This is a genomic window from Actinacidiphila bryophytorum, assembly GCF_016916835.1.
GTDB classification, from domain to species: domain Bacteria; phylum Actinomycetota; class Actinomycetes; order Streptomycetales; family Streptomycetaceae; genus Actinacidiphila; species Actinacidiphila bryophytorum.
Genome location: NZ_JAFFIX010000001.1, coordinates 722,248 through 746,301 on the forward strand (window position 1 = coordinate 722,248; position 24,054 = coordinate 746,301).

The window sequence follows — 24,054 nt, forward strand, 5'->3', positions numbered from 1 at the left end:
ACATATTGCTGCGTCAGGTCGTGAACCCTGGGGTTTCGCACGTCACTCCAGCGACTCCCGTCAGAAGGGAACCCCCCACCGCATGGATCTCAGACGCCACAGGTCGGCCTGGCTCGCCTCCGCGACCGCCGCGGCCCTCGCCGCCGGCGGACTCGGCCTCACCCTGACCACGACCGCGGCCCACGCCGCCCCGGCCGCCGCCGTCTCGCCCTTCGCCGTCAGCGGCGGCGTCAGCGTCCGCAACGAGAACTCGCCCGACAACTTCGTCACCGGCAGCCTCGGCCCCAACTCCGTGGTGTCCGGCATGTGGGTGCAGCGCGAGAAGGTCGGCCTGTGGCTGACCGGCAACAACGACAACCTGGTCGTGCAGAACAGCCGGATCGTCGGCACCACCGCCGACGGCCTGAACCTGGACGGCAGCGCCCACAACGTCACCGTCAAGAACAACTTCCTGCGCAACAACTCCTTCACCGGCAACACCGGCTGGCCCGCGGCCCAGCTCTCCGAAGTGGAGGCCTACACCTCGTAGGCGGACCTGCTGTGCGACGGCGGGCGGCGGTGCTCCTCGCGGGCGCCGCCGTCCGCCGCCGTACGGGTCAGCGCGGGGCTGTCGGCCGCCTCGCCGTGCTCGCGCAGGTGCAGGGCGCGCAGCGCGATCTCGGTCGCGAACCGGTGGTCAGGGTCGGCCAGCTGGTCGCCGAAGGCCCGGTCGAGGATGCGGATGCGGTAGCGCACCGTCTGCGGGTGCACCCCCAGCTGGTCGGCGACCTGGGCGGCGGTGCCGCGGGTGGTCAGCCAGATCCGCAGGGTGTCGATCAGCCGGGCGCGCTGTGCCGCGGTCAGCCCGACCAGCGGGCCGAGGTACTTCCTGGCGATCTGGTTGACCAGCGCCGGGTCGCCCAGCAGCCACAGCGGCAGCAGGTGGTCCTCGCACATCGCGACCTCGGCCTCGTCGATGACGCCCGAGTCGGCGAGTGCGAGGGTGTGCCGCGCCCAGCGCAGCGAGTCGGCCGCCTCGCTGATCGAGGTGGTCAGCCCGACCGCGGCGCGGCAGCCGGCCAGCGCCGCCGTCAGCGACCTGCGGCGCTCCTCGGTGAAGGGCCCCGGCACCAGCAGGTGCGGCTCGGGGTCGGCGAAGTCCAGCAGGATGTCCTTGTCCAGCGCCGCACGCGGCGGCCGGGTGTCCGGTGCGATCGCCACCAGCGTGACCTCGTCGGGCAGCGGCCAGGCGGAGTGCTCGGCGAGTTCGGCAAGTGCGCTGCGGGCCACCGCGGTTCCGCCGAGGATGCGGCGCAGCAGCCGGCGGCGCCGGTTGTCCGGCTCCTCGCCCAGCTCGGCGAGCGCCTGCACATAGCCCTCGCGGGACAGTTCGGCCAGGTCGCCCATGTAGGCGAACAGCGCGTCGGCGAAGGTGAGCATGAAGGACGCCGACAGGCTGTAGCGGCGTCCCACGGTACGGACCCGGCGCAGTGCGACCTGGCATCCGATCCGGTAGGCGGCCTGCAGGTTGTCCAGGCTGCGGCCCTCGTACGCCTCGAAGCGGCCGAACCTGCGGCACAGGTCGTCGCGTAACGCGGTGGTGGCGGTGGGGGCGGCCACCCGGTCCACGAAGGTGGCGATGCTCTGCTCGATGCCGATTTTGATCACCCGGGCGTTGGGGCCTTCCAGCAGGTGACCGTATTCGGGGATGGCGGTGACGATTTCAGCCGCCATCTCTTTTAAAAGACTTGGCAGTTCAGGACGCATGACGGCGGCGAACTCGCGCGGAATCGGACCGGGGGGTTCCGCATTCTCGGGTGTCTGACGCATGACGGTCATGCCCCTCCCCTCCGGATGCGCCGCTTCGCGCTCCGTGACCTCGCTGCAACATAGACCAATCGTGCACGGAGCGCAGCACCCCGGACACGGAAACGTTGTCGGCGGTGCCGCGGCGGCCGACCGTACCGCCGCCGCGCGGGGTACGGGCGCCGGGCGGGGAAATGCTCACCCGCGGACAAAAAAGCGATGCCGCACTGTCTCCCCGGTGACAGGAAAATACCCGGCGGTAAGGTCCGCCGGGAAATCTTGGCCGGACTTGTTGCGCCCCGAGTTACCCGTGCGTAACGTCCAGCACCGCAAGAGCAGCCGACCGGATTCGGCATCGAACGTTCCAGGTAGTGAGTCGCAACCGAATTCCCCGCCACCGGCCGGGACCCGGTTTATCAGGCACGTCAACTCCCAGGAAGGACCCAGCCGTGCGCAAGCTCTCCACCCTCACCAAGAGCAGCCTCGTCACCGGTGCCGCGATGGCAGCCGCGATCGGTCTTGCGGCCAGTCCCGCCTCGGCGGCGGGCACGTGGACCGTCACCGGCGGCGGCAGCTTCACCGCTTCCGCGAGCCACCCGATCCTGAAGGACAGCAACACCGGCACCACGCTGGACTGCACCTCGTCGGCCGCCTCCGGCAGCGCCGCGAACGGCACCGGCCTGTCCGGCACGAACATCGCCACCATCAGCGGGCTGTCCTTCACCGGCTGCACCGGCCCCGCCGGCATCAGCTTCACCGTCGCCCCGCAGGGCCTGCCCTGGCACCTCAACGCCGCGTCCTACGACGGCTCCGACGTCACCACCGGCACCCTGACCGGCGTCATCGCCAAGCTCAGCGGCCTGTGCAACGCCACCTTCGCCGGGACGACCAGCTCGACGTCCCCCGCGACGCTGACGGCCACCTACACCAACAGCACGCACACCCTGGCGATCACCGGCGGCAGCCTGAAGGCGTACAGCGTCTCGGGCATCTGCCTCGGCCTGATCAACAACAACGACCTGGCGGTCTTCACCGGCAAGTACGTGGTGACCCCGTCCACCCTGAAGCTCACCTCCCCGTGATCGCGGGCTGATCGCGACCGATCGCGGGAATTCCCGCGTATCAGGGACCCCGGCCCGGTATTCGGGCCGGGGTCCCGTCCGAGAAAGGCACGGCAAGGGGGACGAGAGATGAACCGCAACATCAACACCGGTGACCGCACCGCACGTCACCGCACCACGGGAAGAAGAGCGCTGCGGATATCCGCCGCGGTCGCGGCCGCATTCACCGCCGTCGTCGCACTGGCCGGCTCGGCCTTCGCCGGCACGGTGTCGCCCGGCGGCTCCTTCACGGCGACGAAGTCGCCGTGGACCGTCACCGACCCCACCACCGGGGTCACCCTCTCCTGCGGCTCGCTGACCCTCGCCGGGACCCTGGCCAGCTCGCCGAGCACCCTGATCGGCACCATCAACTCGGCGTCGGCGACCGGGTGTTCAGGACCCGCGGGGATCACTTTCAGCCTGTCCTTCCAAGGCCTGCCCTGGCGCATCGACGAACTGGCCTACAACGCCTCGACAGGCGTCGCCACCGGCACGATCACCGGCGTCATCGCCAGGCTGAGCGGCCTGTGCAACGCCACCCTCGCCGGGACCGGCGGCCCCACGTCACCGGGCACGCTCAACTGGAGCCACAACAACGGTGCCCCGCAGATCCTGAACGTCACCGGCAGCGGCCCGCTGCGCGCCTCCTCGGTGAGCGGCACCTGCCTGGGCCTGATCAACAACGGCGACACGATGACCGTCGGCACGGGTGCGTTCACGCTGAACCCGCCGCAGACGATCAGTTAGCACGGCAGGCCCGCGCCGCGGATTGCGCGCCCGGTGACAAAGTCCCGGACGGCCTTTGTCATCAGGTGACAAGAAATCACGGCCCCGAAAGATTGCCGGGTGTTCGCCTGTTCGATCACTTGTCGGGCCTTATTACCCGCACGTAATGTCCTGCCGCCGAACCTGTTGGAGGAATACAGAGATGAGGGGTGCCGTGCTACCGGGTCGAACGGTGCGCTTCGCCACGGTGATGACGGTCGCGCTCCTGGCCGGGCTGCTGTCCGGGCCGGCCTCCACGGCCATCAGCGGCGGCGGGGACGGGACGACGACGCTCGCCTACACGTGCGGGTTCGACTCCGGCACGCAAGCGGTGAGCATCGCCTTCGAGCAGACCTACCCCGGGACCGTCGCGGTCGGCCGGCCGCTCGCACCGGGCGCCCTGACCGCGACCGTGACCATCCCGCGGGCGGGCCTGACCGCGATGCTGCCCTCGCCGGCCGCCACCGTGTCGGGCACCGCGGACCTGACCGTGCACATCACGCAGGGCACGTCGCAGGCCGACGCGTCCTGGCCCGGGCTCACCGCCCCCGCGACCCCGGCCGACGGCACCGACGACCTGCAGCTCGCCCTGGCCGGCACGGTGCCGCCGCTGTCGGTCAGCGCACCGGGCAAGGTGCAGTTCGCGGCCGGTGGCATCGCCCTGACGCTGCACCCGGTGGCCGCGGCCGGTACCCCCACCCCCGCGCCCACCGGCACCGGCACCGCCTCCGACGCGGGCGCCCCCGCCGCAGCGGACACCGCGACCCCCGCGGACACCACGCCCGCACCGCTCGCCGACATCACCGGCACCTGCACGCCCGCCGCCGGCCAGGACGCCCTGCTCGCGACGGTCCTGGCGACCGGCCCGGCCACCGGCACCCCGGCCGCCGGCGGCCGCTCAGGGGGCGCCGCGGGCCGCGGCGGCACCGGCTCCCCGACCGACGGCAGCACACCGGGCCGCACCCCGCTGGACGGCGGCACCGCCGCAGCCGGGGCGCGGGGCGGCACCATCACCCTGCAGACCCCGGTGATGTCCGACAAGAGCGACTGCCCGCCGCCGCCCACCGGCAACCCCGACCCCGCGGTGCTCGCCGCGCAGGCCAAGGAGCGGCCGGAAGGCGCCACCGTCTACCCGGGCCCCGACGACCCGCCCATCGACCGGCTCTCCCAGTGCGGCTTCATCACCGGCCTGTCCAACGTCGCCAAGCTCAACGGGGCCTCGGTCATCAACGACCTCAACGCCCCCGACCCGCCGATGGCCAACATCGCCACCGTGGCGAGCGTCTTCAGCTTCGCCGACCCCGACCACCCCTACGTCGAGCTGGACTCGGTGGCCGACTTCACGATCCCGCCGTCCAAGACCGCCTTCCTGACCTACGGGTTCATGCCGACCACCGCGACGATGCGGCTGACGGCGGAGGGACCCATGACGGTGATCACCACCGGCATCGGCGCCGAGCTGTACGTCACCACCATCTACGGCAAGCAGGACCTGCGGCTCACCGACGTCAAGGTCAACGGGCAGCCGATGGACGTCGGTTCCGGATGCCGGGCGAAGGCGCCGCTGCAGATCAAGCTGGTCGGCACCAACCGCAGCGGGCTCGACGGGGTCGTCACGCCCAGGGACTACGCCATCCAGGAGGGCGGCCCGCTCGCCCAGGACGACCTGTACATCCCGCCGTTCACCGGCTGCCGCACCCCGGCGGGCGAGGACGTCTCCGCCCTGTTCACCTCGGCGATCTCCGGGCACGGCAACTCGCTGAACCTCATCCAGGGACCGCTGTGCGCACCGCTGGCCGACCCCAAGTACTGCACCCCGCACATCCCCTACCCCGTACCGCCGCACCGCTGACCGCCGTACGAACCCCGCCCCGGGAGGTGCAATGGGAATCGAAGTGATCGTCGAAGGTCTGACGAAGTCCTTTGGCAAACAGACCGTCTGGCAGGATGTGACGCTCACTCTGCCGCCCGGCGAGGTCAGCGTGATGCTGGGACCCTCCGGCACCGGCAAGACCGTGTTCCTCAAGTCCGTGATCGGGCTGCTCAAACCCGAGCGCGGCCGGGTCCTGGTCAACGGCGTCGACATGGTCAACGGCCCCGAGCGGGACATCTACCAGACCCGCAAGCTGTTCGGCCTGATGTTCCAGGACGGCGCGCTGTTCGGCTCGATGAACCTCTTCGACAACATCGCCTTCCCCTTGCGGGAGCACACCCGCAAGAAGGAGTCGGAGATCCGCCGCATCGTCATGGAGCGGATGGACATGGTCGGCCTGGTCGGCTCCGAGGGCAAACTGCCCGGCGAGATATCCGGCGGCATGCGCAAACGCGCCGGGCTCGCCCGCGCCCTGGTGCTCGACCCGCAGATCATCCTGTGCGACGAGCCCGACTCCGGGCTCGACCCGGTCCGCACCTCCTACATCTCGCAGCTGCTGATCGACCTCAACGCGCAGATCGACGCGACGATGCTGATCGTCACCCACAACCTCGACATCGCCGCGACCGTGCCCGACAACATGGGCATGCTCTTCCGCCGCGAACTGGTCGCCTTCGGGCCGCGCGAACTGCTGCTGACCAGCGACGTACCGGTGGTCAGGCAGTTCCTCAGCGGGCGCCGCGAAGGCCCGATCGGGATGGCGGAGGAGAAGGACGAGGCCACCCTCGCCCTGGAGCAGCTCACCGACGGCGCCACCGTACCGCTGGCACCGCCCGCGGTCGCGCCGCAGCTGGAGCCCAGCCCGGGGATGCCGCCGCGGCAGGCGGTGCAGCGGCGCAAGGCGCGGGTGCTGGCCATGTGGGACCAGCTGCCGGCCGCCGCCCGCACCGCGGTGCAGGCCGGACTGGCCCCGGTCCAGGGGGAGCCCGCATGAGCGCACCGGTGCGGGTACGCGAACCCGGGCCGCGCCGCGCGATCCCCGGCACCGGGGCGCTGCGGCAGACCGGGCAGCTGATGACGCTCGCCGCCACGACCGTACGCGACACCTTCCGGCGGCCCTTCCAGATGCGCGAGCTGATCGAGCAGTTCTGGTTCGTGGCGAGCGTCACCATCCTGCCCGCGGCCCTGGTCTCGATCCCCTTCGGCGCCGTCATCGCCCTCCAGGTCGGTTCGCTCACCCAGCAGTTGGGCGCCCAGTCCTTCACCGGCGGCGCCAGTGTGCTCGCGGTGATCCAGCAGGCAAGCCCGCTCATCGTGGCGCTGCTGATCGCCGGCGCCGGCGGCAGCGCGATCTGCGCCGACCTCGGGTCGCGGAAGATCCGCGAGGAACTGGACGCCATGGAGGTGATGGGCGTCTCGCCGGTGCAGCGGCTGATCGTGCCGCGGGTGCTGGCCACCATGCTCGTCGCACTGCTGCTCAACGGCCTGGTCTCGGTCGTCGGCACCGCGGGCGGCTACTTCTTCAACGTCATCGTCCAGCACGGCACCCCGGGCGCGTACCTGTCCAGCTTCTCCTCGCTCGCCCAGCTGCCCGACCTCTACATCAGCGAGATCAAGGCGGTGGTCTTCGGCTTCATCGCCGGCATCGTCGCCGCCTACCGCGGCCTGCACCCCAAGGGCGGGCCCAAGGGCGTAGGCGACGCCGTCAACCAGTCCGTCGTGATCACCTTCCTGCTGCTGTTCGTCGTCAACGTGGTCCTCACCGCGATCTACCTGCAGCTCGTACCGCAGAAGGGGGCCTGACGATGGCGCTCCTGGACCGCCCGCTGCGCTGGCTCGACGAGACCGGCGACCACTTCATCTTCCACGTCACCGCCGTGCTGTGGATCCCGCGCACCCTGCGCCGCTACCTCAGGGAGGTGCAGCGGCTGCTCGCCGAGGTCGCCTTCGGCAGCGGCGGGCTCGGCGTGATCGGCGGCACCGTCGGCGTGATGATCGGCATGACCCTGGCCACCGGCACCGTCGTCGGCCTGCAGGGCTACGCGGCCATGAACCAGCTCGGCACCGCCGCCTTCACCGGCTTCATCTCCGCCTACTTCAACACCCGCGAGATCGCCCCGCTGGTCGCGGGGCTCGCGCTGTCGGCGACCGTCGGCGCCGGATTCACCGCGCAGCTCGGCGCGATGCGGATCAACGAGGAGGTCGACGCCCTGGAGGGCATGGGCATCCGCTCCATGCCCTACCTGGTCAGCACCCGCATCATCGCCGGAGTGGTGGCGATCGTGCCGCTCTACGGCATCGGCCTGCTCAGCAGCTACGCGGCCTCCCGGCTGGTCACCGTATGGTTCAACGGCCAGTCACCCGGGACCTACGACCACTACTTCAACCTCTTCCTGTCGCCCGAGGACGTCCTGCTGTCCACCCTGAAGGTGCTCGTCTTCAGCGTCATCGTGATCCTCGCGCACTGCTACTACGGCTACACCGCCAAGGGCGGACCGGCCGGCGTCGGCATCGCCGTCGGGCGCTCGGTGCGCAACGCCATCGTGATCATCTCGATCACCGACTTCTTCCTGTCGCTGGCGCTGTGGGGCGCCACCACCACCGTGCGGGTGGCCGGATGACCGCCACCGAGACCCGTACGCCACCCGCCGCGCCGCCCCGCCGCGCCGCCTGGCGCGGCACCACCGCGGGGCGCAGAACCGCGGGCCTGGTCTTCCTGTTGGTCCCCGCGCTGCTGGCCTGGCTCGCGGTCGCCGTCTACGACAAGGACTTCCAGGACGAGGCGACCGTGACCGTGCTGACCGGCAGCGTCGGCAACGAGATGCACCCCGGCGCCGACGTCAAGGTCCGCGGGGTCGTCGTCGGCCGGGTCAGCGCCATCCACGCCGACGGGCAGGGCGCCCGCCTCACCCTGGCCATCGACCCGGGCCAGCTGCACCGCATCCCGGCGGGCGTCACCGCCCAGATGCTCCCCACCACGCTCTTCGGTGCCCGCTTCGTCGCCCTGGTGCCGCCCGCCGACGCGGTCGCCGACGGCCCCACGCTCACCGCGAGCAGCACCATCGCGCAGGACCGCTCCGGCGACGCCGTCGAACTGCAGCAGGTGCTCGACAACGTCATGCCGCTGCTCACCGCGGTCCAGCCGCAGAAGCTCGCCGCCACCCTGAACGCGGTCGCCACCGCACTCGACGGCCGCGGCACCCAGCTCGGCACCACCCTCGTCCAGCTGGACCGCTACCTCAGCAAGCTCAACCCCGAACTGCCCGCGCTCAACGACGACATCAAGCAGCTCGTCACCGTCAGCCACATCTACGACGCGGCCGCACCCGACATCGTGCAGGCCCTCACCGACTTCACCAGGACCAGCGGCACCATCGCCGAGGAGCAGGCCAACCTCAGCACCCTCTACGGCACCGCGACCGGCACCGCCCAGGACGTCACCACGTACCTGCGGCAGAACAGCCCCAACATCATCCGGCTCGCCGCCGCCAGCCGCGGCACCCTCGGCCTGCTCGCCGAGTACGCCCCGTCCTTCCCCTGCACCCTGCGCACCCTGGCCGACTTCGTGCCCGCCATGGACAAGGCACTCGGCAAGGGCACCGGGCAGCCCGGTCTGCACGTCGACCTGACCACCGTGCCGTCCCGGGGGAGTTACGCCGCGGGCAAGGACACCCCGGTCTACGGCAAGAGCGGCGGCCCGCAGTGCTACCCCGTCCCCTACACCGGCAAGGGCACCACCCCGCTGGCCAACTCCCCGCAGGAGAACGAGCTGATCGACGAACTCCTCGCGCCCGGCGCCCACACCTCGCCCGGTGACCTGCCCGACTGGAGCAGCCTGCTGACCGGTCCGGTCTTCCGCGGAGCGGAGGTGACCGTCAAATGAAGCGCAAGAGCCTGGCCGGGCCGATCGTCAAGTCGCTGGTCTTCATCCTGGTCACCGCGATCGCCACCACCGTGCTGGCGATCAGCATCGCCGGCTCCGGCGTCGGCGACACCTCCGGCTACAACGCCCTGTTCACCGACACCACGGGGCTGATGTCCGGCGACAGCGTCCGTATCGCCGGGGTCAAGGTCGGCCAGGTCGACTCGATCACCGTCTACCGGCACAACCTGGCCAAGGTGCACTTCTCCGTGCAGCGCGAGCGCACCCTGCCGCGGTCCGCCGACGTCACCATCAAGTACCTGAACCTGGTCGGCCAGCGCTACATCGACCTCGAACAGGGCACGGGACCCGTGGGCGAGACCCTGGAGCCAGGCCAGACCATCCAGCTCGACCACACCACACCGGCCCTCGACCTCACCCAGCTCTTCGCCGGCTTCCAGCCGCTCTTCGAGGGCCTGTCCCCGAAGGACGTCAACCAGCTGGCCGGCGAGATCGTGCAGGTCCTGCAGGGCGAGGGCGGCACCGTCGACAGCCTCATCGGCAGCATCGGCTCGCTGACCACCACCCTGGCCGCCAAGGACCAGGTCATCGGCCAGGTCATCGACAACCTCAACTCCGTGCTGACCACCGTCAACACCCGCGAGGCCAACTTCAACGACCTGGTCACCACCCTCCAGCAGCTCGTCACCGGCTTCTCCGGCGACCGCGAGCCGATCGGCCAGTCGATCACCGCGATCTCCCAGCTGACCACCAGCACCGCGGGACTGCTCACCGACGGCCGCGAGCCGCTGAAGGACTCCATCGCGCAGCTCGGCAGGCTGTCGGCCAACCTGGCCGACTCCACACCGCAGTTGCAGCAGTTCCTGGTCAACACCCCGCAGAAGTTCCGGGCGATCGGCCGGGCGTCCAGCTACGGGTCCTGGCTCAACCTCTACCTGTGCCAGGCCACCGTCGCCGGGGTGACCACCTCCGACGGCAGCAAGCCGCCCACCGGGATAGCGATCAGCGAATCGAGGTGCCGGTCATGAAGCGGCCACGCATTGCCCTTCCCGCGCGCTTCCCCTTCCGCCCACGCGCCCGCGCCGACCGCGGCAGGCCGCTCTTCCGGCCGCTGCGGGAACGCAACCCGGTGGCGGTCGGCGCGGTCGGCCTGCTGGTCCTCGCGCTGGCCGGCCTGGTCGCCTACAACGCCGACGCGCTGCCGGTCATCGGCGGCGGCACCACGTACTCGGCGAACTTCACCGAGGCCGCGGGCCTGCGCCCCGGCAACGAGGTGCGGGTCGCGGGCGTCAAGGTCGGCAAGGTCACCGGGGTCTCGCTGGACGGAACCGACAGCTACACGGTGAAGGTCACCTTCAAGGTCCGGCACACCTGGATCGGCGACGCCAGCACCGCCGCCATCGGCATCAAGACGCTGCTCGGCGAGAAGTACCTGGCCCTCGACCCGCTCGGCAGCCGCAAACAGGACCCCGGCACCCGTATCCCGAAGAGCCGCACCACCTCGCCGTACGACGTCACGCAGGCCTTCGACGGGCTCGGCCAGACCCTCGGCTCGATCGACACCGAGCAGCTCGCGGCGAGCTTCCAGACCATCACCGACACCTTCAAGGACACCCCCTCGTCGGTACGCAGCGCCGCCACCGGCCTGGCGTCGCTGTCGCAGACCATCTCCAGCCGCGACGCGCAGCTCGCGCAGCTGCTCACCGGCAGCAAGCAGCTCACCCAGACCCTGTCCGACCAGAACAGCCGCTTCCAGACCCTGATCTCCGACGGCGACCTGCTGCTCGGCGAGATCCAGAAACGGCGGGACGCCATCCACACGCTGCTCACCGGCACCCAGGACCTGGGCATCCAGCTGAACGGCCTGGTCGCCGACAACACCCGCCAGCTCGCCCCCACGCTGGACGCCCTCGACCGGGTCACCGGGGTGCTGGTCGCCAACCAGTCCAGCCTCGACCAGGCGCTCGCGCTGGCCGGCCCCTACTACCGGCTGGTCGGCAACACCCTGGGCAACGGGCGCTGGTTCGACAGCTACCTGTGCGGCCTGGTGCCCAAGAGCTACCTGCCGCCCGGCACCCCGCCCGGCGGCGACTGCCGCTCGCCCAAGGCCTCAGGGGGTGCGTCATGACCCTCACCCCTGCCAGGCCGCGCCCGCGGCTGCCCAGGCCACCGCTGCCCGCGGTCCGCATCTCCCGGCGGCTGCTGGTCGCGGCCCTGGTGCTGGCGGTCGTGGCGGCCGGCGCCGTCACCGCGGGCTTCGCGGCCTTCGACGGCCCCGGCGGCAACCGCGTCACCGCCTACTTCGACCGTACCGTCGGCATCTACAAGGGCTCCGACCTGCGCATCCTCGGCGTGAAGGTGGGCCGGGTCGAGGGGGTGCACCCCAAGGGCAAGCAGGTCGAGGTCACCTTGCACCTCGACCACGGCGTCAAGGTGCCCGCCGACGCCGGGGCCGTCGTCGTCGCCCCCAGCGTCGTCGCCGACCGCTACGTCCAGCTCACCCCCGCCTACACCGGCGGCCCGCAGCTGAAGGACCATGCCGTCATCCCGGCGAGCCGCACCGCCACCCCCGTCGAGATCGACCAGCTCTACGACAGCATCACCCAGCTCAGCGACGCGCTCGGCCCGAACGGGGCCAACACCACGGGGGCGCTGTCCGGGCTGCTCGACACCGGCGCGCAGAACCTCGACGGCAACGGCAAGGCCATCGGCGACAGCATCAACCAGCTCGGCCAGGCCTCCAAGACCCTCGACAGCCACAGCGGCGACCTCTTCGCGACCCTGTCCTACCTGCAGTCCTTCACCACGATGCTGAAGAACAACGACGGCAAGGTGAAGGCCGCGGCCGACCAACTCGCCACCGTCACCGGCTTCCTGGCCGCCGACAAGCAGGACCTCGGCGGCGCCCTCCAGCAACTGTCCACCGCGCTCGGCCAGGTGAAGACCTTCATCCAGGACAACCGGGGCCGCCTCACCACCAGCATCAACAAGCTGGCCCCCATCACCCAGACCCTGGTCGACCAGCGGGCCTCGCTCGCCGAACTCCTCGACACCGCACCGCTGGCCGCCGACAACCTGCTCAACGCCTACGACCCCGGGCACCAGACCATCGACGGCCGCGCCGACATCAACGAGCTGAGCCTGGGCGGCAGCGTCGACCCGCCGGCCGGCCTGCCCGCCGGCACCCCGGCCGCCACGACTTCGACGGCCTCGAAGACCGCCAAGCACCTGCCGCTGCCCTTCCCCGCGGCCGGGGACGTCATCACCCAGGGGGGCGTGCGATGAACCGACGGCGTACGAACACGGTGAACCGGCGGCGTACGAAGCGGAGCACGGCGGTCGCCGCCGCCGGGGCGCTGCTCGGCCTCACGCTCGGCGGCTGCTCCTTCGGCGGGGTGCAGAGCCTCCCGCTGCCCGGCGGCGCCGACCTCGGCAGCCACCCCTACACCGTCAAGGCGCAGTTCGCCGACGTCCTCGACCTCGTACCGCAGGCGTCGGTCCGGGTCAACGACGTCGCCGTCGGCCGGGTCACCTCCATCCACGTCGCCGACGACGGCTGGTCCGCCCTGGTCACCATGAAGGTCAACGGCAAGGTCCGGCTGCCCGCCAACGCCTACGCGCACCTGGAGCAGTCCAGCCTGCTCGGCGAGAAGTACGTCCAGCTGTCCGCGCCGCCCGCCGGCGAGACCGCCCGCGGCAAGCTCGCCGGCGGCTCGGTCATCCCCACCTCGCACACCAACCGCAACCCCGAGGTCGAAGAGGTCTTCGGCGCCCTGTCGCTGCTGCTCAACGGCGGCGGCATCCAGCAGCTCAAGACCATCAGCACCGAGCTGAACAAGGCGCTGACCGGCAACGAGCCCGAGGTGCGCGACATGCTCACCCAGGTCGACACCCTGGTCACCGACCTGGACACGCACAAGCAGGACATCACCGACGCGCTCGACGGCGTCAACCAGCTCTCCGCCACCCTCGCCGTCCGCGACCAGAAGATCGGCACCGTGCTGACCGGGCTGAGCCCCGGCCTGAAAGTGCTCGACCAGCAGCGCGGGTCGCTGGTCACCATGCTGCGGGCGCTCGACACCCTCTCCGGCGTCGCGGTGGACACCGTCAACCAGAGCAAGGACGACATGGTCGCCGACATCCAGGCCCTCGCGCCGACCCTGCAACGGCTCGCCGACTCGGGCAAGGACCTGCCCGACTCGCTCCAGGTGCTGCTGACCTACCCCTTCACCGACGAGGTCCTCAACGGCGTCAAGGGCGACTACCTCAACGTCTACCTCGACCTGACCGCCGCCCCCGGCACCCGGCTCATCCCGACGCTCAAGTCCCAGGACAACACCTACGACCAGGGCGCCCAGCCGCTGAGCAAGAAGAACACCATCCCCAAGGGGCTGCCGCTGCCGCTGCCCACGGTCACCACCACCGCCGGGGGCCGCTGATGCTGACCAGGGCCACCGTCGTCAAGAACATCGCCTTCCTGCTCGTCGCCGTGCTCGTGATCGGCTACGCCGGGGTCCGCTACGCCGACCTCGGCCGCTACGTCGGGCTGCGCGGCTACTACACCGTCAAGGTCGAACTGCCCGAGGCGGGCGGCCTGTTCGAGCACTCCGACGTCACCTACCGGGGCGTCTCGGTCGGCCGGGTCGGCCCCATCCGGCTCACCGCCGACGGCGTCGAGGCGTCGCTGCGCATCAACAACTCCGCGCCCGACATCCCCGCGCACCTCCAGGCGGTCGTCGCCAGCCTGTCCGCGGTCGGCGAGCAGTACATCGACCTGCGGCCCAGCACCGGCAACGGCCCCTATCTGCACGACGGTTCACGCGTCGACCAGGCCGACACGCAGATCCCCGCACCGGTCACCAACCTGCTCACCAGCGTCAACGACCTGGCGGCGTCCGTCCCGCTGAACTCGCTGCGCACCGTCGTCGACGAGTTCGGCCAGGCCTTCAACGGGCAGGCCGACAACCTCCAGTCGCTGCTGGACTCCAGCGGCCACTTCATCTCCGCCGCCGACACCAACCTGCCCACCGACACCCAGCTGATGGTCGACGGCCAGACCGTGCTGCGCACCCAGGCCGACGAGGGGGCCGCCATCAAGTCCTTCGCGGACAGCGCCAACCAGCTCGCCGCCCAGCTCAACTCCTCCGACACCGACCTGCGCCGGCTGATCGCCGCGGCACCCGAGGCGGCCACCCAGGTCAGCGCGCTGCTGCGGGACGTCGGACCGCAGCTGAGCGTCGTGCTGGCCAACCTGCTCACCACCTCCGACATCGCCGCCACCCGGCAGCGCGGCATCGAGGAGTTCCTGGTGACAGTGCCCGCCGTGGCCGCCGCGGGCTCCACCGCCGTCAGCCCCAAGGGCCTGCGCTTCGGCATGGCGGTCACCTTCTTCGCCCCGCTGCCCTGCACCTCCGGATACGGCGGCACCACCTACCGCAACGGCACCGACACCAGTGCGCCCGCCACCGCCTTCAACACCGCGGCCCGCTGCACCGCCCCCGCCTCCAGCGGCACCGACGTGCGCGGCAGCGCGCACGCGCCGTCCGGGGGCGCCCTGCCGCCGCCCGCCGAACCCGGCTCCGTCCTGCCCACGCACTCCGGCACCGGCGGCACGCCCTATGCGGCCCCGTCCGGCCCCGCCCTGCCCGGTGCGCTCGGCCTGCCCGCACTGCCGTCCGACAGCCCCACCGGGCTGGCCGGCCTGCTGGGGGTGCGGCCATGAGGCTCCCGCGGCTCCTTCGCGGCCGGGCGGCCGGGTGGACCGCCGCCTGGACGGTCGCCGCGGTCGTCTGCGCGCTCGGCGCGTGGTCGTACGCCGACACCCGCGGCGACGACGCGCTCAGCTACGGCAAGGCGCGGGACGCCGCACTCGCCGACGGGCAGCGCGACATCGCGCTGCTCAACACGGTCGACGCCGCCCACGCCGACGCGGACCTCGGCCGGTGGCTCACGGTCACCGCCGGCCCGCTGCACGACCGGATGGCCGGTACGCACACCGCGGACGCGGCCACCCTCAAGCAGTCGGGCACCTCCACCCGCGGCACCGTCACCGACGCGGCCGTCACGGAACTCGACACCAGGGCGGGCACGGCCAAGCTCGTCGCCACCGTCCAGGTCCGCGTGACCCCGGCCACGGGCACGCCCACCACCGACCGCAAACGCTTCGAAGCGGGCCTGTCCCGCACCCCGGGCGGCTGGAAGCTCACCGCCCTGACGGCCGTACCGGTCGGTGCGAGTTGACTCCGCAGGAGGGCACCCGGATGAAGACGAAGACCCCGCTCGGGGAGGACACGGCCGCCGAAGCCCCGCCGCCCGCGGCGGGCGGCGACGTCCCGGCGCGGGACGGCGCAGGTGCCGGTGCGGCCGCCGGACCGCCCGCCGCCGGCGACGCTCCGGCGCCGGACGGCGCGGAGACCGCGCGCCCCGCGGACGAGCCCGCCTCAGACGCCGCGCCCGCCCCGTCCGCCGCGGACGGCGATCCGGCCGAGGAAGCCGACCGCAGCCGGCGGCGCCTGCCCTGGCCGGGCGTCCTGCGCGGAAGGCGGCCCGCGCTGCCGCGGGCCGTACGGGCCAACCCGCTGCGTGCCGCCGCCGTCGCGGGGATCGCCCTGCTGCTGCTGGCCGGCGGCGGACTCGGTTACGCGGCACAGCAGTTGAAGGACCCGGGCGCGGCCCGCAACCACGCACTCACCGACACCGAGGCCACCAGCCGGCTCACCGGCGACGTCAGCGACGCGCTGAGCCGGATCTTCGCGTACACGCCCGACGACACCCAGACCACCGCCCAGGCGGCCCGCGACCTGCTGGAGGGCGCGGCGGCACAGCAGTACCAGACGCTCTTCACGCAGATCCGGCAGCAGGTCGCCGACCAGCGGCTGACCCTGAGCACCCGGGTGGTGCGGGCCGGCGTCGTCTCGCTCACCGGCGACCGCGCCCGGCTGCTGGTCTTCCTCGACCAGACCGCCCAGCGCGCCGGCGACACCGCCACCACCGCGGCGGCCCAACTCTCGGTCAGCGCCCACCTGGTGGGCGGCCACTGGCGGATCAGCGACCTCAAGGCCCGGTAGGAGAAGCCCCGATGGCACGTATGCAGCGTATGCAGTCCCCGCGTGTGCAGTCCGTCCTCCGGCGCCGTCCGCGCCGCCCCCTGCTCGCGGTCGCGCTCACCCTCGCGGTGGCCGCGGCCGTCGCCGCCGCGCTGACCGGCTGGTCCTGGTACGGCGCCGCCCACGACGGCGACGCCTCCTTCGCCCGCAGCCGCGACGCCGTCCTCGCGGCCGGCGAGCAGGCCGTGCAGAACCTCAACACCCTCGACCACAACGACCTCGACCACGGGTTGGACATCTGGGAGGCCTCGACCACCGGCGACCTGCACAGCCAACTCACCCAGGGGCGTACCGACTTCGCCAAGCAGGTGCAGCAGGCGCAGACCGTCAGCACCGCCAAGGTGCTGTCCGGCGCGGTCACGGAACTGGACACCAGGACCGGCAAGGCCAGCGTGATGGTCGCGCTGCGGATCACCGTCCAGGCGCCCAAGGCCAAGCCCGCCGTCAAGGAGAGCCGGATGCTCGGCGAGCTGACCAGGACCGCGGACGGCTGGAAGCTCAGCGCGCTCGGCCAGGCGCCGACGGGCGACAGCGCCCCCGAGGCGACGGCCCCCGCCCCCACGTCCACCACGCCGCAGCCCACCGCGGGCCACTGACGCCGTTACGCGAGAGGACCGACGCGCCATGTCGACCACCCGTCATCTGATCAACCGGCAGCGCAGGCTCGCCGCGGTGTCCGCGGCGGCGGAGGAGCGGACGGGGGAGCGTACGGTACGCCCGGCGCCCGCACCGGGCCGGGCGCGTACCCGTACCGCCGCCGCCGTGGACGTAACCCCCGCCGCCGACCTGCCGCGCAAGGCGCCCGCGCGCCCCTTCCCGCTCGCCGTCACCGTGCTGGCCGTGCTCGCCGTCCTGCTCGGCGGCTTCGCCGCGGTCGCCGCAAGCCGGGCCTCCGCCCTGCACGGCACCGTCGCCACCCACAACACCGCGCTCACCGACACCGCCCGCACCAGCGAGGTCAAGGGCCAGATCGCCGAGGCGGTGAACGCCGTCTTCTCCTACGACTACGCCGACACCGCCCGCACCGACACCGCCGCCCGGCGGCTGCTCACCGGAAAGGCCGTACAGCAGTACGCGTCCATGCTCGCCGAGGTGCGCGCCCAGGCCCCGGCGCAGAAACTGGTGCTGACCACCACCGTGACCGACACCGGCGTCGAGACCATCGACGGCGACCGCGCGCACGTCCTGGTCTTCGCCGACCAGCGCAACACCAGTACGGCCGAGGCGGGCGCCGGCAGCACCTACGCCGCCGCCATGTTCGCGGTGGACGCCGTCCGCCAGGACGGCACGTGGAAGATCGCCTCGATCGACACCTTCGGCTGAGGCCTCGCAGCAGGCACTATGGGGGTGAGCCGCGACTGCAACGCACCCGAAACGGTGTGATGCAATGCTCATGATCCCCCGCCCGGACCAGGCCGGGGAGCGGTGCCTGACCGGCGAGGATGGATGGATATGGATAAGCAGCAGGAGTTCGTTCTCCGGACCCTGGAGGAGCGGGACATCCGCTTCGTACGGCTGTGGTTCACCGACGTACTCGGCTACCTCAAGTCGGTCGCCGTCGCCCCCGCCGAGCTGGAACAGGCGTTCGACGAGGGTATCGGCTTCGACGGCTCCGCCATCGAGGGCTTCGCCCGGGTGTACGAGTCGGACATGATCGCCAAGCCCGACCCCGGCACCTTCCAGATCCTGCCCTGGCGCGCCGAGGGACCCGGCACCGCCCGGATGTTCTGCGACATCCTCATGCCCGACGGCTCACCGTCCTACGCCGACCCGCGCTACGTCCTCAAGCGCGCCCTCGCCAAGACCTCCGACCTCGGCTTCACCTTCTACACGCACCCCGAGATCGAGTTCTACCTGCTCAAGGACAAGCCGCTGGACGGCGGCCGCCCCACCCCCGCCGACAACTCCGGCTACTTCGACCACACCCCGCAGAACATCGGCATGGACTTCCGCCGCCAGGCCATCACCATGTTGGAGTCGATGGGCATCTCGGTGGAGTTCTCCCACCACGAGGGCGCCCCCGGCCAGCAGGAGATCGACCTGCGGTACGCCGACGCGCTGTCCACCGCCGACAACGTCATGACCTTCCGGCTGGTCATGAAGCAGGTCGCCCTGGAGCAGGGTGTGCACGCCACCTTCATGCCCAAGCCGTTCTCCGAGTTCCCCGGCTCCGGCATGCACACCCACCTGTCCCTCTTCGAGGGCGACCGCAACGCCTTCTACGAGTCCGGCGCCGAGTTCCAGCTCTCCAAGGTCGGCCGGTCCTTCATCGCCGGCCTGCTGCGGCACGCCGGCGAGATCTCCGCGGTCACCAACCAGTGGGTCAACTCCTACAAGCGCATCTGGGGCGGCTCCCAGCGCACCGCCGGCGCCGGCGGCGAGGCCCCCTCGTACATCTGCTGGGGCCACAACAACCGCTCCGCGCTCATCCGTGTCCCCATGTACAAGCCCGGCAAGACCGGCTCCACCCGCGTCGAGGTCCGCTCCCTCGACTCCGGCGCCAACCCCTACCTGTCCTACGCCGTCCTCCTGGCCGCCGGCATGAAGGGCATCCAGGACGGCTACGAACTCCCCCCCGGCGCCGACGACGACGTCTGGGCACTCTCCGACTCCGAACGCCGCGCCCTCGGCATCGAACCCCTCCCGCAGAACCTCGGCGAGGCGATCGACCTGATGCAGCGCAGCGAACTCGTCGCCGAGACCCTGGGCGAGCACGTCTTCGACTTCTTCCTGCGCAACAAGAAGCAGGAGTGGGAGGAGTACCGCTCCGAGGTCACGGCCTTCGAGCTGCGGAAGAACCTGCCGGTGCTGTAGCGGTCTTCGGACGGCTGACGACGTGCGGGGGGTGCGGGCGGGCGGTGGCGACCCGGGTGGACGACTGCGGATCGTGGCAGACGGTGTGGCTGGAGCCCGACGCGGTCGTACGCCGTCCTTCCGGGCCTCCGGCCGGTCCGCCCACCGGAATGCTCCCCGAGGGCGTTCTGCGTGACGACTGCTCCCCCTACCCCTGGCACCCGCTGACGCCCCACCACGAGGCCTTCGTGAACACCCTGGTCCGGCGGCCCGACGTGCGTACGTCCTGGTTGCGACGGCGCCGCCGGCCGAGCTGGCCGGGGCCAGGACGGGGCAGGGCCGGCGGGGTCAGGAGGCGGGGAGTTCGGTGGCGCCGAGGGCGAAGTCGAAGTTGCCCACGCCGTGGTTTGCGAGGCTCACTGTCAGGAGGCCGGCTCCTTCCAGCCAGTGGGACATCTTCAGGGGGCCGGCGTCCAGGGGGCGCAGGCCCAGGGTCTTGACGAAGGTCTCGACGCTTGCCTTCGCCTGGGGGTCATCGCCGGCGAGGAAGATGTCGGGGCGGCCTTTTTCCAGGACGTGGCGGAAGACGGTGTTGAAGGCCTTCACCACGGCGGTGCCGGCCGGGGCGGCCTTGGCGGCTTCCTGGGCGGTGGAGGTCCCCTCGGGGTGGGCGAGCCCGTCGAAGGAGGCGTTGAAGGGGTTGCTGATGTCGACGACGACCTTGCCCGCGAGCGCGTCGCCGTACTGGGTGACGGCCGGTACGACGGCGGTGTGGAGCAGGGCGACGATGACGATGTCCCCGGCCGGGGCGGTGGCCCATTCTCCCGTCGTGGCGCCGCCGCCGAGGGCCTCGGCGAGGTCGGCGGCCTTGGACCGGTCACGGCCCATGACCTCGACGGTGTTGCCGCCCGCCAGCGCCCGCGCGCCGATGGTGCGCGCCATGTTCCCGGTGCCGATGATGGTGATGCTGCTCATGAGGTGTCCTGACCTGGTGGTGTGACGTGCCGGTTCAGAGTGCGGTGGTGCCGCCGTCGGCGACGAGTTCCATGCCGTTGACGTAGCTGGAGTCGTCGGAGGCGAGGAAGAGTGCGGCGCTGGCGATCTCGTCGGGGCTGCCCATCCGGCCGCGGGGGATGAGGGACTCGAACTGGCGCTTGGTGGCCTCGTCGAAGAGTTCCTCCTGCTTGGCGGTGGCGACCTGGCCGGGGGTCAGGACGTTGACGCGGATGCGGCGGTCCCTGAGTTCGTTGAGCCAGACGCGCGCCCAGGCCTGCTGTACGGCCTTGCTGCCGGCGTAGACGCTCCAGCCGGGGAAGGCCCCGAGGGAGGCGTTGGAGCCGGTCATGAGGATGGAGCCGCCGTCGTTGAAGAGCGGGAGCGCCTTCTGGACGGTGAACAGCGTGCCGCGGGCGTTGAGCCCGAACCAGGTGTCGAACTGGGCCTCGGTGATCTCGCCGAGCGGTGCGGGCTCGCCGCCGCCGGCGCTGGCCCAGAGCACGTCGATGCTGCCCTTCTCCCGCTTGACGGTGTCGTAGAGGCGGTCCAGGTCGTCCAGGTCGGCGGCGTCGCCCTGGACGCCGGTGACGTTGCGGCCGATCTGCCGTACGGCCGCGTCCAGGGCGTCCTGGCGTCGGCCGGTGACGAAGACGTGCGCTCCCTCGTCGACGAACAGCTTCGCGCCGGCCAGCGCCATGCCGGCCGTGCCGCCGGTGATGACCGCAACCTTGCCGTCGAGCTTTCCCACAGTCGCTCCCTGGGGTCGGTGGTGCCGTGTGCACCCGGACGGCACTGTTAAGTACACCGCCCTGTGTGCTTACCGTACGGTGCGAGCTGCCGGGGCGCAAACTATGTACACCGGTCGTTACCCGAAAGCGGTAGCATGGGCTCATGACGGAGTTGGAGAAGGGCCCCACGGGCCGCCGCCGCGGCCGGGGCGCCCGCGAGCGCATCCTCGGCGCGTCCCGGCAGCTGTTCCGCGAACAGGGCATCAACCGCACGGGCATGGACCAGCTCTGCGCCGAGGCACAGGTGTCCAAGCGCACCGCCTACCAGCACTTCACCGGCAAGGACGAACTCGTCGCCGAGTACCTGCGCCAGTTCGACCCCGCCGTCATGTCCGGGGTCTTCGACCGCACCGACCTCACGCCCCGCGAACGGCTCCTGGCCGCGTTCGACATCCCGCCCACCACACCCCTGTGCCCCTACATCGGCGCCGCCGTCGAACTCCACGACCCGGAGCACCCGGCATCGCAGTACGCGCGCGACTACAAGAAGGCCGTCGCCGCGCGGCTGGCCGGCGCCGCACGCGAAGCCGGCGCCGCCGACCCCGAGCAGCTCGGCGAGCAGCTCGCGCTGCTCCTCGACGGCGCCGCGGCCCGCACCCGCGTCCTCGATGCCGACGCCTTCCCCACCGCCGCCGCCGTCGCCGCCGTCCTGATCGACAGCGCGATCCGCGCCACGGCCTAGTCCAGCCAGGACGGGGACAGGGCCGAGCGGGTCAGCAGCCGGGGGGTGCCGGGGGCGGCGGCCGGGACCGTGTAGAGGTCGGAGCCGTAGTCGCCGGGGAGGGAGTAGGCCAGGGTCTGGTCGTCGGTCCAGACGGCCTGGTCGTCGACGTTGCGGGTCTCGGCGGTGGGGTGGTCGCGGAGGGTGGCGAGGTCGAGGACGTACAGGCGCCAGGGGGCGTCGGGGGACAGGCCGGGGACGCGTTTCTTGAAGGCGATGCGGGTGCCGTCGGGGGACAGCGAGGGGCACTCGACGTTGGTGCGCAGGGTGACGGCGGTCCTCGCCGCGACGTCGCCGCGGATCAGGTAGGTGCGGCCGCCGGTCGCCGCGGTGGCGTAGAAGTGGGTGTCGTCGGCGAAGGTGACGCCCCAGTAGTTGAGGTCGGCGGCGCGCAGCCGCTTGCCGTCGCGGGTGAGGGTGTAGTCCTCCAGGGTCGGCTGCAGGTCGCCGGTCCTGGTGTCGAGGATCGAGGTGCGGGTGGAGAAGTCGGTGCCCGCGTAGGAGTCGCCGCCGACGAAGACCGTCCAGGCGGCCATGCGGCCGCTGGGGGAGACCCGGGCGCGGGTCGGGATGCCGGCCAGGCCGACGCGCCGGGTGGTGCGCAGGCGGGAGTCGAGGACGAGGGCGCGGTAGGTGTCGTTGACCGGGCCGCGTTCGGCCTGCAGGCAGATGCCGGTGCCGGCGGCGGCGTAGAAGCGCAGGCAGCTGACCCCCGAGGCGGTGCGGGGGCCTTCCGGGTCGGCGGCCGGGACGCTGGCCAGCTCGTCGCGGTGCGGCCCCCAGGCCATGGAGCGGAAGACGATGCGCGGCCCTCCTGCGGCGGCGAGCGAGACGGTGCCGGCGTGCACGGCGGGGCCGCCGGCCTGCACCTGGTTCCTGCGGTCGGCCCGCTGGGCGGCCCGCCAGACCGCGACCCCGGCGACGGAGGCCAGCACCAGGACGCCGGCCAGCAGCACCAGCAGCCTGTCGCGCGTACTCATACCGCCTCCGCGGGCCGCAGCCGTATCGAGAGCGCGACGCTCGCCAGCAGCGCGACGGCCGCCCCGGCGAGCGCCGACCGGTCGCCGAAGGCGGTCCAGGCCGCACCGAAGGCGATGGAGCAGCAGAAGCGCGCCCCGGCCTGCCCGGTCTGTACGAGGGCGAGCCCGCTGGAGCGCAGCGCCTCGGGTACGGAACCGGCCGCGGCGGCCATCAGCACCCCGTCGGTGGCGGCGTAGAAGGCGCCGTGCAGGGCGAGTACGGCGTACGGCAGCACGCCGGCCCGCAGGTGGGACAGCAGCAGCGCGTACGCCAGCAGCAGCGCGACGTGGCCGCCGACGAAGACCCGCCAGCGGCCGAGCCGGTCGGCCCAGCGGCCGAGCGGGACGGCCAGCAGCAGGAAGGCGGCGGCGGTGCCGAGCGGCAGCAGCGCGAACCACCGGTCGGGCACGCCGAGCCGGCGCTGCAGCATGAGGTAGACGAAGGAGTCGCTGACCGTGGCGAGGCCGAGTGCCACCGCGCACAGCGCGAGCCCGCGCAGTTCTCGCCGCCCGAGCAGGGCGACCGCGGCCCGCAGCGAGGGGCGTTCGGCTCCGGTGGCGGGGGAGGGCCGCGTGGTGCGGGACGGCACGAAGAGCAGCAGCACCAGCACGCCCACGGCGGCGACGCAGAAGCTGACGGTGAAGACGGCGTCGTAGCCGTCGGCGGCCCGGCGCAGGATCAGGAAGGCGACCAGCGGGCCGAGCAGCGCGCCGGCGGTGTCCATCGCCCGGTGCACCCCGAAGGCCCGGCCGCGTGCCTCCGGCGGCGAGGACAGCGAGATGAGCGCGTCGCGCGGGGCGGTGCGCAGGCCCTTGCCGGTCCGGTCGGCGGCAAGGACCGCGCCGATCAGCGGCAGGGTGTGGACGGCCGGCAGCAGCGGTTTGCACAGCGCCGACAGGCCGTAGCCGAGGGCGGCGACCTGCTTGTGCCGGCCGCCGCGGTCGGCGAGGTGCCCGCCGACCAGCCGGACCAGGGCGCTGAAGCCGTTGTAGACGCCGTCGAGCAGGCCGAAGCCCAGCGGGGACAGGCCGAGCCCGGAGACCAGGTAGAGCGGCAGCACCGCGGTGACCATCTCGGAGGAGACGTCGGTGATCAGGCTGACCGCGCCGAGCGCGAGCACGGTGGAGGCGACCGCGGAGCGCCGCCCGGGACCTGGCAGGCCCCGGGCGGCGGTACGCGAGGCCGCCGCGGGTGTGCTCCCGCGGCTCTCGCTGACGTACATCG

General features: G+C 71.9%; 23 protein-coding genes and 1 pseudogene. 19 read left to right on the forward strand and 5 right to left on the reverse strand.

Features of this window, described 5'->3' with window-relative positions; all coding sequences use genetic code 11:
- Nucleotides 1-208: 208 nt before the first annotated feature.
- Nucleotides 209-487 (forward strand): annotated as a pseudogene (locus JT723_RS34800) (hypothetical protein); the annotation flags it as partial.
- A 29-nt stretch (nucleotides 488-516) separates the two neighbouring features.
- Here the strand turns inward: JT723_RS34800 and JT723_RS03090 are convergent.
- A complete protein-coding gene (locus tag JT723_RS03090) occupies nucleotides 517-1,818 on the reverse strand; it encodes a PucR family transcriptional regulator (RefSeq protein ID WP_205042734.1) in 1,302 nt (433 codons plus the stop codon).
- Nucleotides 1,819-2,234: 416 nt separating this feature from the next.
- Here JT723_RS03090 and JT723_RS03095 point away from each other — a divergent pair, with 416 nt between their 5' ends.
- The 17 genes from JT723_RS03095 to glnA2 all read left to right on the forward strand — a co-directional run bounded on the left by JT723_RS03095 (nucleotide 2,235) and on the right by glnA2 (nucleotide 19,326).
- Nucleotides 2,235-2,867 (forward strand): hypothetical protein, encoded by a 633-nt coding sequence (locus tag JT723_RS03095; protein ID WP_205042735.1) that lies wholly within the window; start codon nucleotides 2,235-2,237, stop codon nucleotides 2,865-2,867.
- A gap of 108 nt (nucleotides 2,868-2,975) precedes the next feature.
- Nucleotides 2,976-3,632, forward strand: coding sequence for a PraA/PraB family alkane oxidation protein activator (locus JT723_RS03100; RefSeq protein WP_205042736.1), 657 nt, complete (start codon nucleotides 2,976-2,978; stop codon nucleotides 3,630-3,632).
- Nucleotides 3,633-3,813: 181 nt separating this feature from the next.
- A complete protein-coding gene (locus tag JT723_RS03105) occupies nucleotides 3,814-5,502 on the forward strand; it encodes a DUF6801 domain-containing protein (RefSeq protein WP_205042737.1) in 1,689 nt (562 codons plus the stop codon).
- Nucleotides 5,503-5,533: 31 nt separating this feature from the next.
- Nucleotides 5,534-6,517 (forward strand): ABC transporter ATP-binding protein, encoded by a 984-nt coding sequence (locus JT723_RS03110; RefSeq protein WP_205042738.1) that lies wholly within the window; start codon nucleotides 5,534-5,536, stop codon nucleotides 6,515-6,517.
- A complete protein-coding gene (locus tag JT723_RS03115; RefSeq protein ID WP_205042739.1) occupies nucleotides 6,514-7,326 on the forward strand; it encodes an MlaE family ABC transporter permease in 813 nt (270 codons plus the stop codon). Before JT723_RS03110 ends, JT723_RS03115 begins: the two co-directional genes overlap by 4 nt.
- 2 nt (nucleotides 7,327-7,328) lie before the next feature.
- Nucleotides 7,329-8,144, forward strand: coding sequence for an MlaE family ABC transporter permease (locus tag JT723_RS03120; RefSeq protein ID WP_205042740.1), 816 nt, complete (start codon nucleotides 7,329-7,331; stop codon nucleotides 8,142-8,144).
- The gene (locus tag JT723_RS03125) at nucleotides 8,141-9,406 is read left to right on the forward strand and encodes an MCE family protein (RefSeq protein ID WP_205042741.1); all 1,266 of its coding nucleotides are present in this window, start codon (nucleotides 8,141-8,143) and stop codon (nucleotides 9,404-9,406) included. The genes JT723_RS03120 and JT723_RS03125 overlap by 4 nt, the downstream gene beginning before the upstream one ends.
- Nucleotides 9,403-10,434, forward strand: a complete 1,032-nt coding sequence (locus tag JT723_RS03130; RefSeq protein ID WP_205042742.1) for an MCE family protein — start codon at nucleotides 9,403-9,405, stop codon at nucleotides 10,432-10,434. The genes JT723_RS03125 and JT723_RS03130 overlap by 4 nt, the downstream gene beginning before the upstream one ends.
- A complete protein-coding gene (locus JT723_RS03135; RefSeq protein WP_205042743.1) occupies nucleotides 10,431-11,534 on the forward strand; it encodes an MCE family protein in 1,104 nt (367 codons plus the stop codon). Before JT723_RS03130 ends, JT723_RS03135 begins: the two co-directional genes overlap by 4 nt.
- Nucleotides 11,531-12,691, forward strand: coding sequence for an MCE family protein (locus JT723_RS03140; RefSeq protein ID WP_205042744.1), 1,161 nt, complete (start codon nucleotides 11,531-11,533; stop codon nucleotides 12,689-12,691). The genes JT723_RS03135 and JT723_RS03140 overlap by 4 nt, the downstream gene beginning before the upstream one ends.
- Nucleotides 12,688-13,845, forward strand: coding sequence for an MCE family protein (locus JT723_RS03145; RefSeq protein ID WP_205042745.1), 1,158 nt, complete (start codon nucleotides 12,688-12,690; stop codon nucleotides 13,843-13,845). The genes JT723_RS03140 and JT723_RS03145 overlap by 4 nt, the downstream gene beginning before the upstream one ends.
- Nucleotides 13,845-15,128: an MCE family protein gene (locus tag JT723_RS03150; protein WP_205042746.1), complete on the forward strand. Its 1,284-nt coding sequence runs from the start codon at nucleotides 13,845-13,847 to the stop codon at nucleotides 15,126-15,128. Before JT723_RS03145 ends, JT723_RS03150 begins: the two co-directional genes overlap by 1 nt.
- Entirely contained in the window at nucleotides 15,125-15,646 is a 522-nt protein-coding gene (locus tag JT723_RS03155; protein ID WP_205042747.1) for a hypothetical protein, read from the forward strand. Before JT723_RS03150 ends, JT723_RS03155 begins: the two co-directional genes overlap by 4 nt.
- Nucleotides 15,647-15,666: 20 nt before the next feature.
- A complete protein-coding gene (locus tag JT723_RS03160; RefSeq protein WP_205042748.1) occupies nucleotides 15,667-16,473 on the forward strand; it encodes a hypothetical protein in 807 nt (268 codons plus the stop codon).
- 20 nt (nucleotides 16,474-16,493) lie between these two features.
- Nucleotides 16,494-17,108, forward strand: coding sequence for an Rv1363c family protein (locus JT723_RS03165; RefSeq protein ID WP_240165024.1), 615 nt, complete (start codon nucleotides 16,494-16,496; stop codon nucleotides 17,106-17,108).
- 28 nt (nucleotides 17,109-17,136) lie between these two features.
- A complete protein-coding gene (locus tag JT723_RS03170) occupies nucleotides 17,137-17,835 on the forward strand; it encodes a nuclear transport factor 2 family protein (protein ID WP_205042749.1) in 699 nt (232 codons plus the stop codon).
- 129 nt (nucleotides 17,836-17,964) lie between these two features.
- Nucleotides 17,965-19,326, forward strand: a complete 1,362-nt coding sequence (gene glnA2 / locus JT723_RS03175; RefSeq protein ID WP_205042750.1) for a gamma-glutamylpolyamine synthetase GlnA2 — start codon at nucleotides 17,965-17,967, stop codon at nucleotides 19,324-19,326.
- Nucleotides 19,327-19,653: 327 nt separating this feature from the next.
- Here the strand turns inward: glnA2 and JT723_RS03180 are convergent, their stop codons facing one another.
- Both JT723_RS03180 and JT723_RS03185 read right to left on the reverse strand, forming a co-directional pair.
- Nucleotides 19,654-20,280, reverse strand: coding sequence for an NADPH-dependent F420 reductase (locus JT723_RS03180; protein WP_205042751.1), 627 nt, complete (start codon nucleotides 20,278-20,280; stop codon nucleotides 19,654-19,656).
- 34 nt (nucleotides 20,281-20,314) lie between these two features.
- On the reverse strand, nucleotides 20,315-21,049 hold the full coding sequence (locus tag JT723_RS03185) for an SDR family NAD(P)-dependent oxidoreductase (protein WP_205042752.1): 735 nt from the start codon (nucleotides 21,047-21,049) through the stop codon (nucleotides 20,315-20,317).
- Nucleotides 21,050-21,192: 143 nt separating this feature from the next.
- On the opposite strand from JT723_RS03185, the gene JT723_RS03190 reads away from it, so the two are divergent.
- Nucleotides 21,193-21,771 carry a TetR/AcrR family transcriptional regulator gene (locus tag JT723_RS03190; RefSeq protein ID WP_205042753.1) on the forward strand — a complete coding sequence of 193 codons (579 nt, stop codon included), beginning with the start codon at nucleotides 21,193-21,195 and terminating at the stop codon, nucleotides 21,769-21,771.
- Here JT723_RS03190 and JT723_RS03195 read toward each other — a convergent pair.
- Nucleotides 21,768-22,790, reverse strand: coding sequence for a TolB family protein (locus tag JT723_RS03195; protein WP_205042754.1), 1,023 nt, complete (start codon nucleotides 22,788-22,790; stop codon nucleotides 21,768-21,770). The genes JT723_RS03190 and JT723_RS03195 overlap by 4 nt on opposite strands.
- Complete coding sequence (locus JT723_RS03200) at nucleotides 22,787-24,052, reverse strand: MFS transporter (RefSeq protein ID WP_205042755.1); 1,266 nt, start codon at nucleotides 24,050-24,052, stop codon at nucleotides 22,787-22,789. The genes JT723_RS03195 and JT723_RS03200 overlap by 4 nt, the downstream gene beginning before the upstream one ends.
- Nucleotides 24,053-24,054 lie beyond the last annotated feature (2 nt).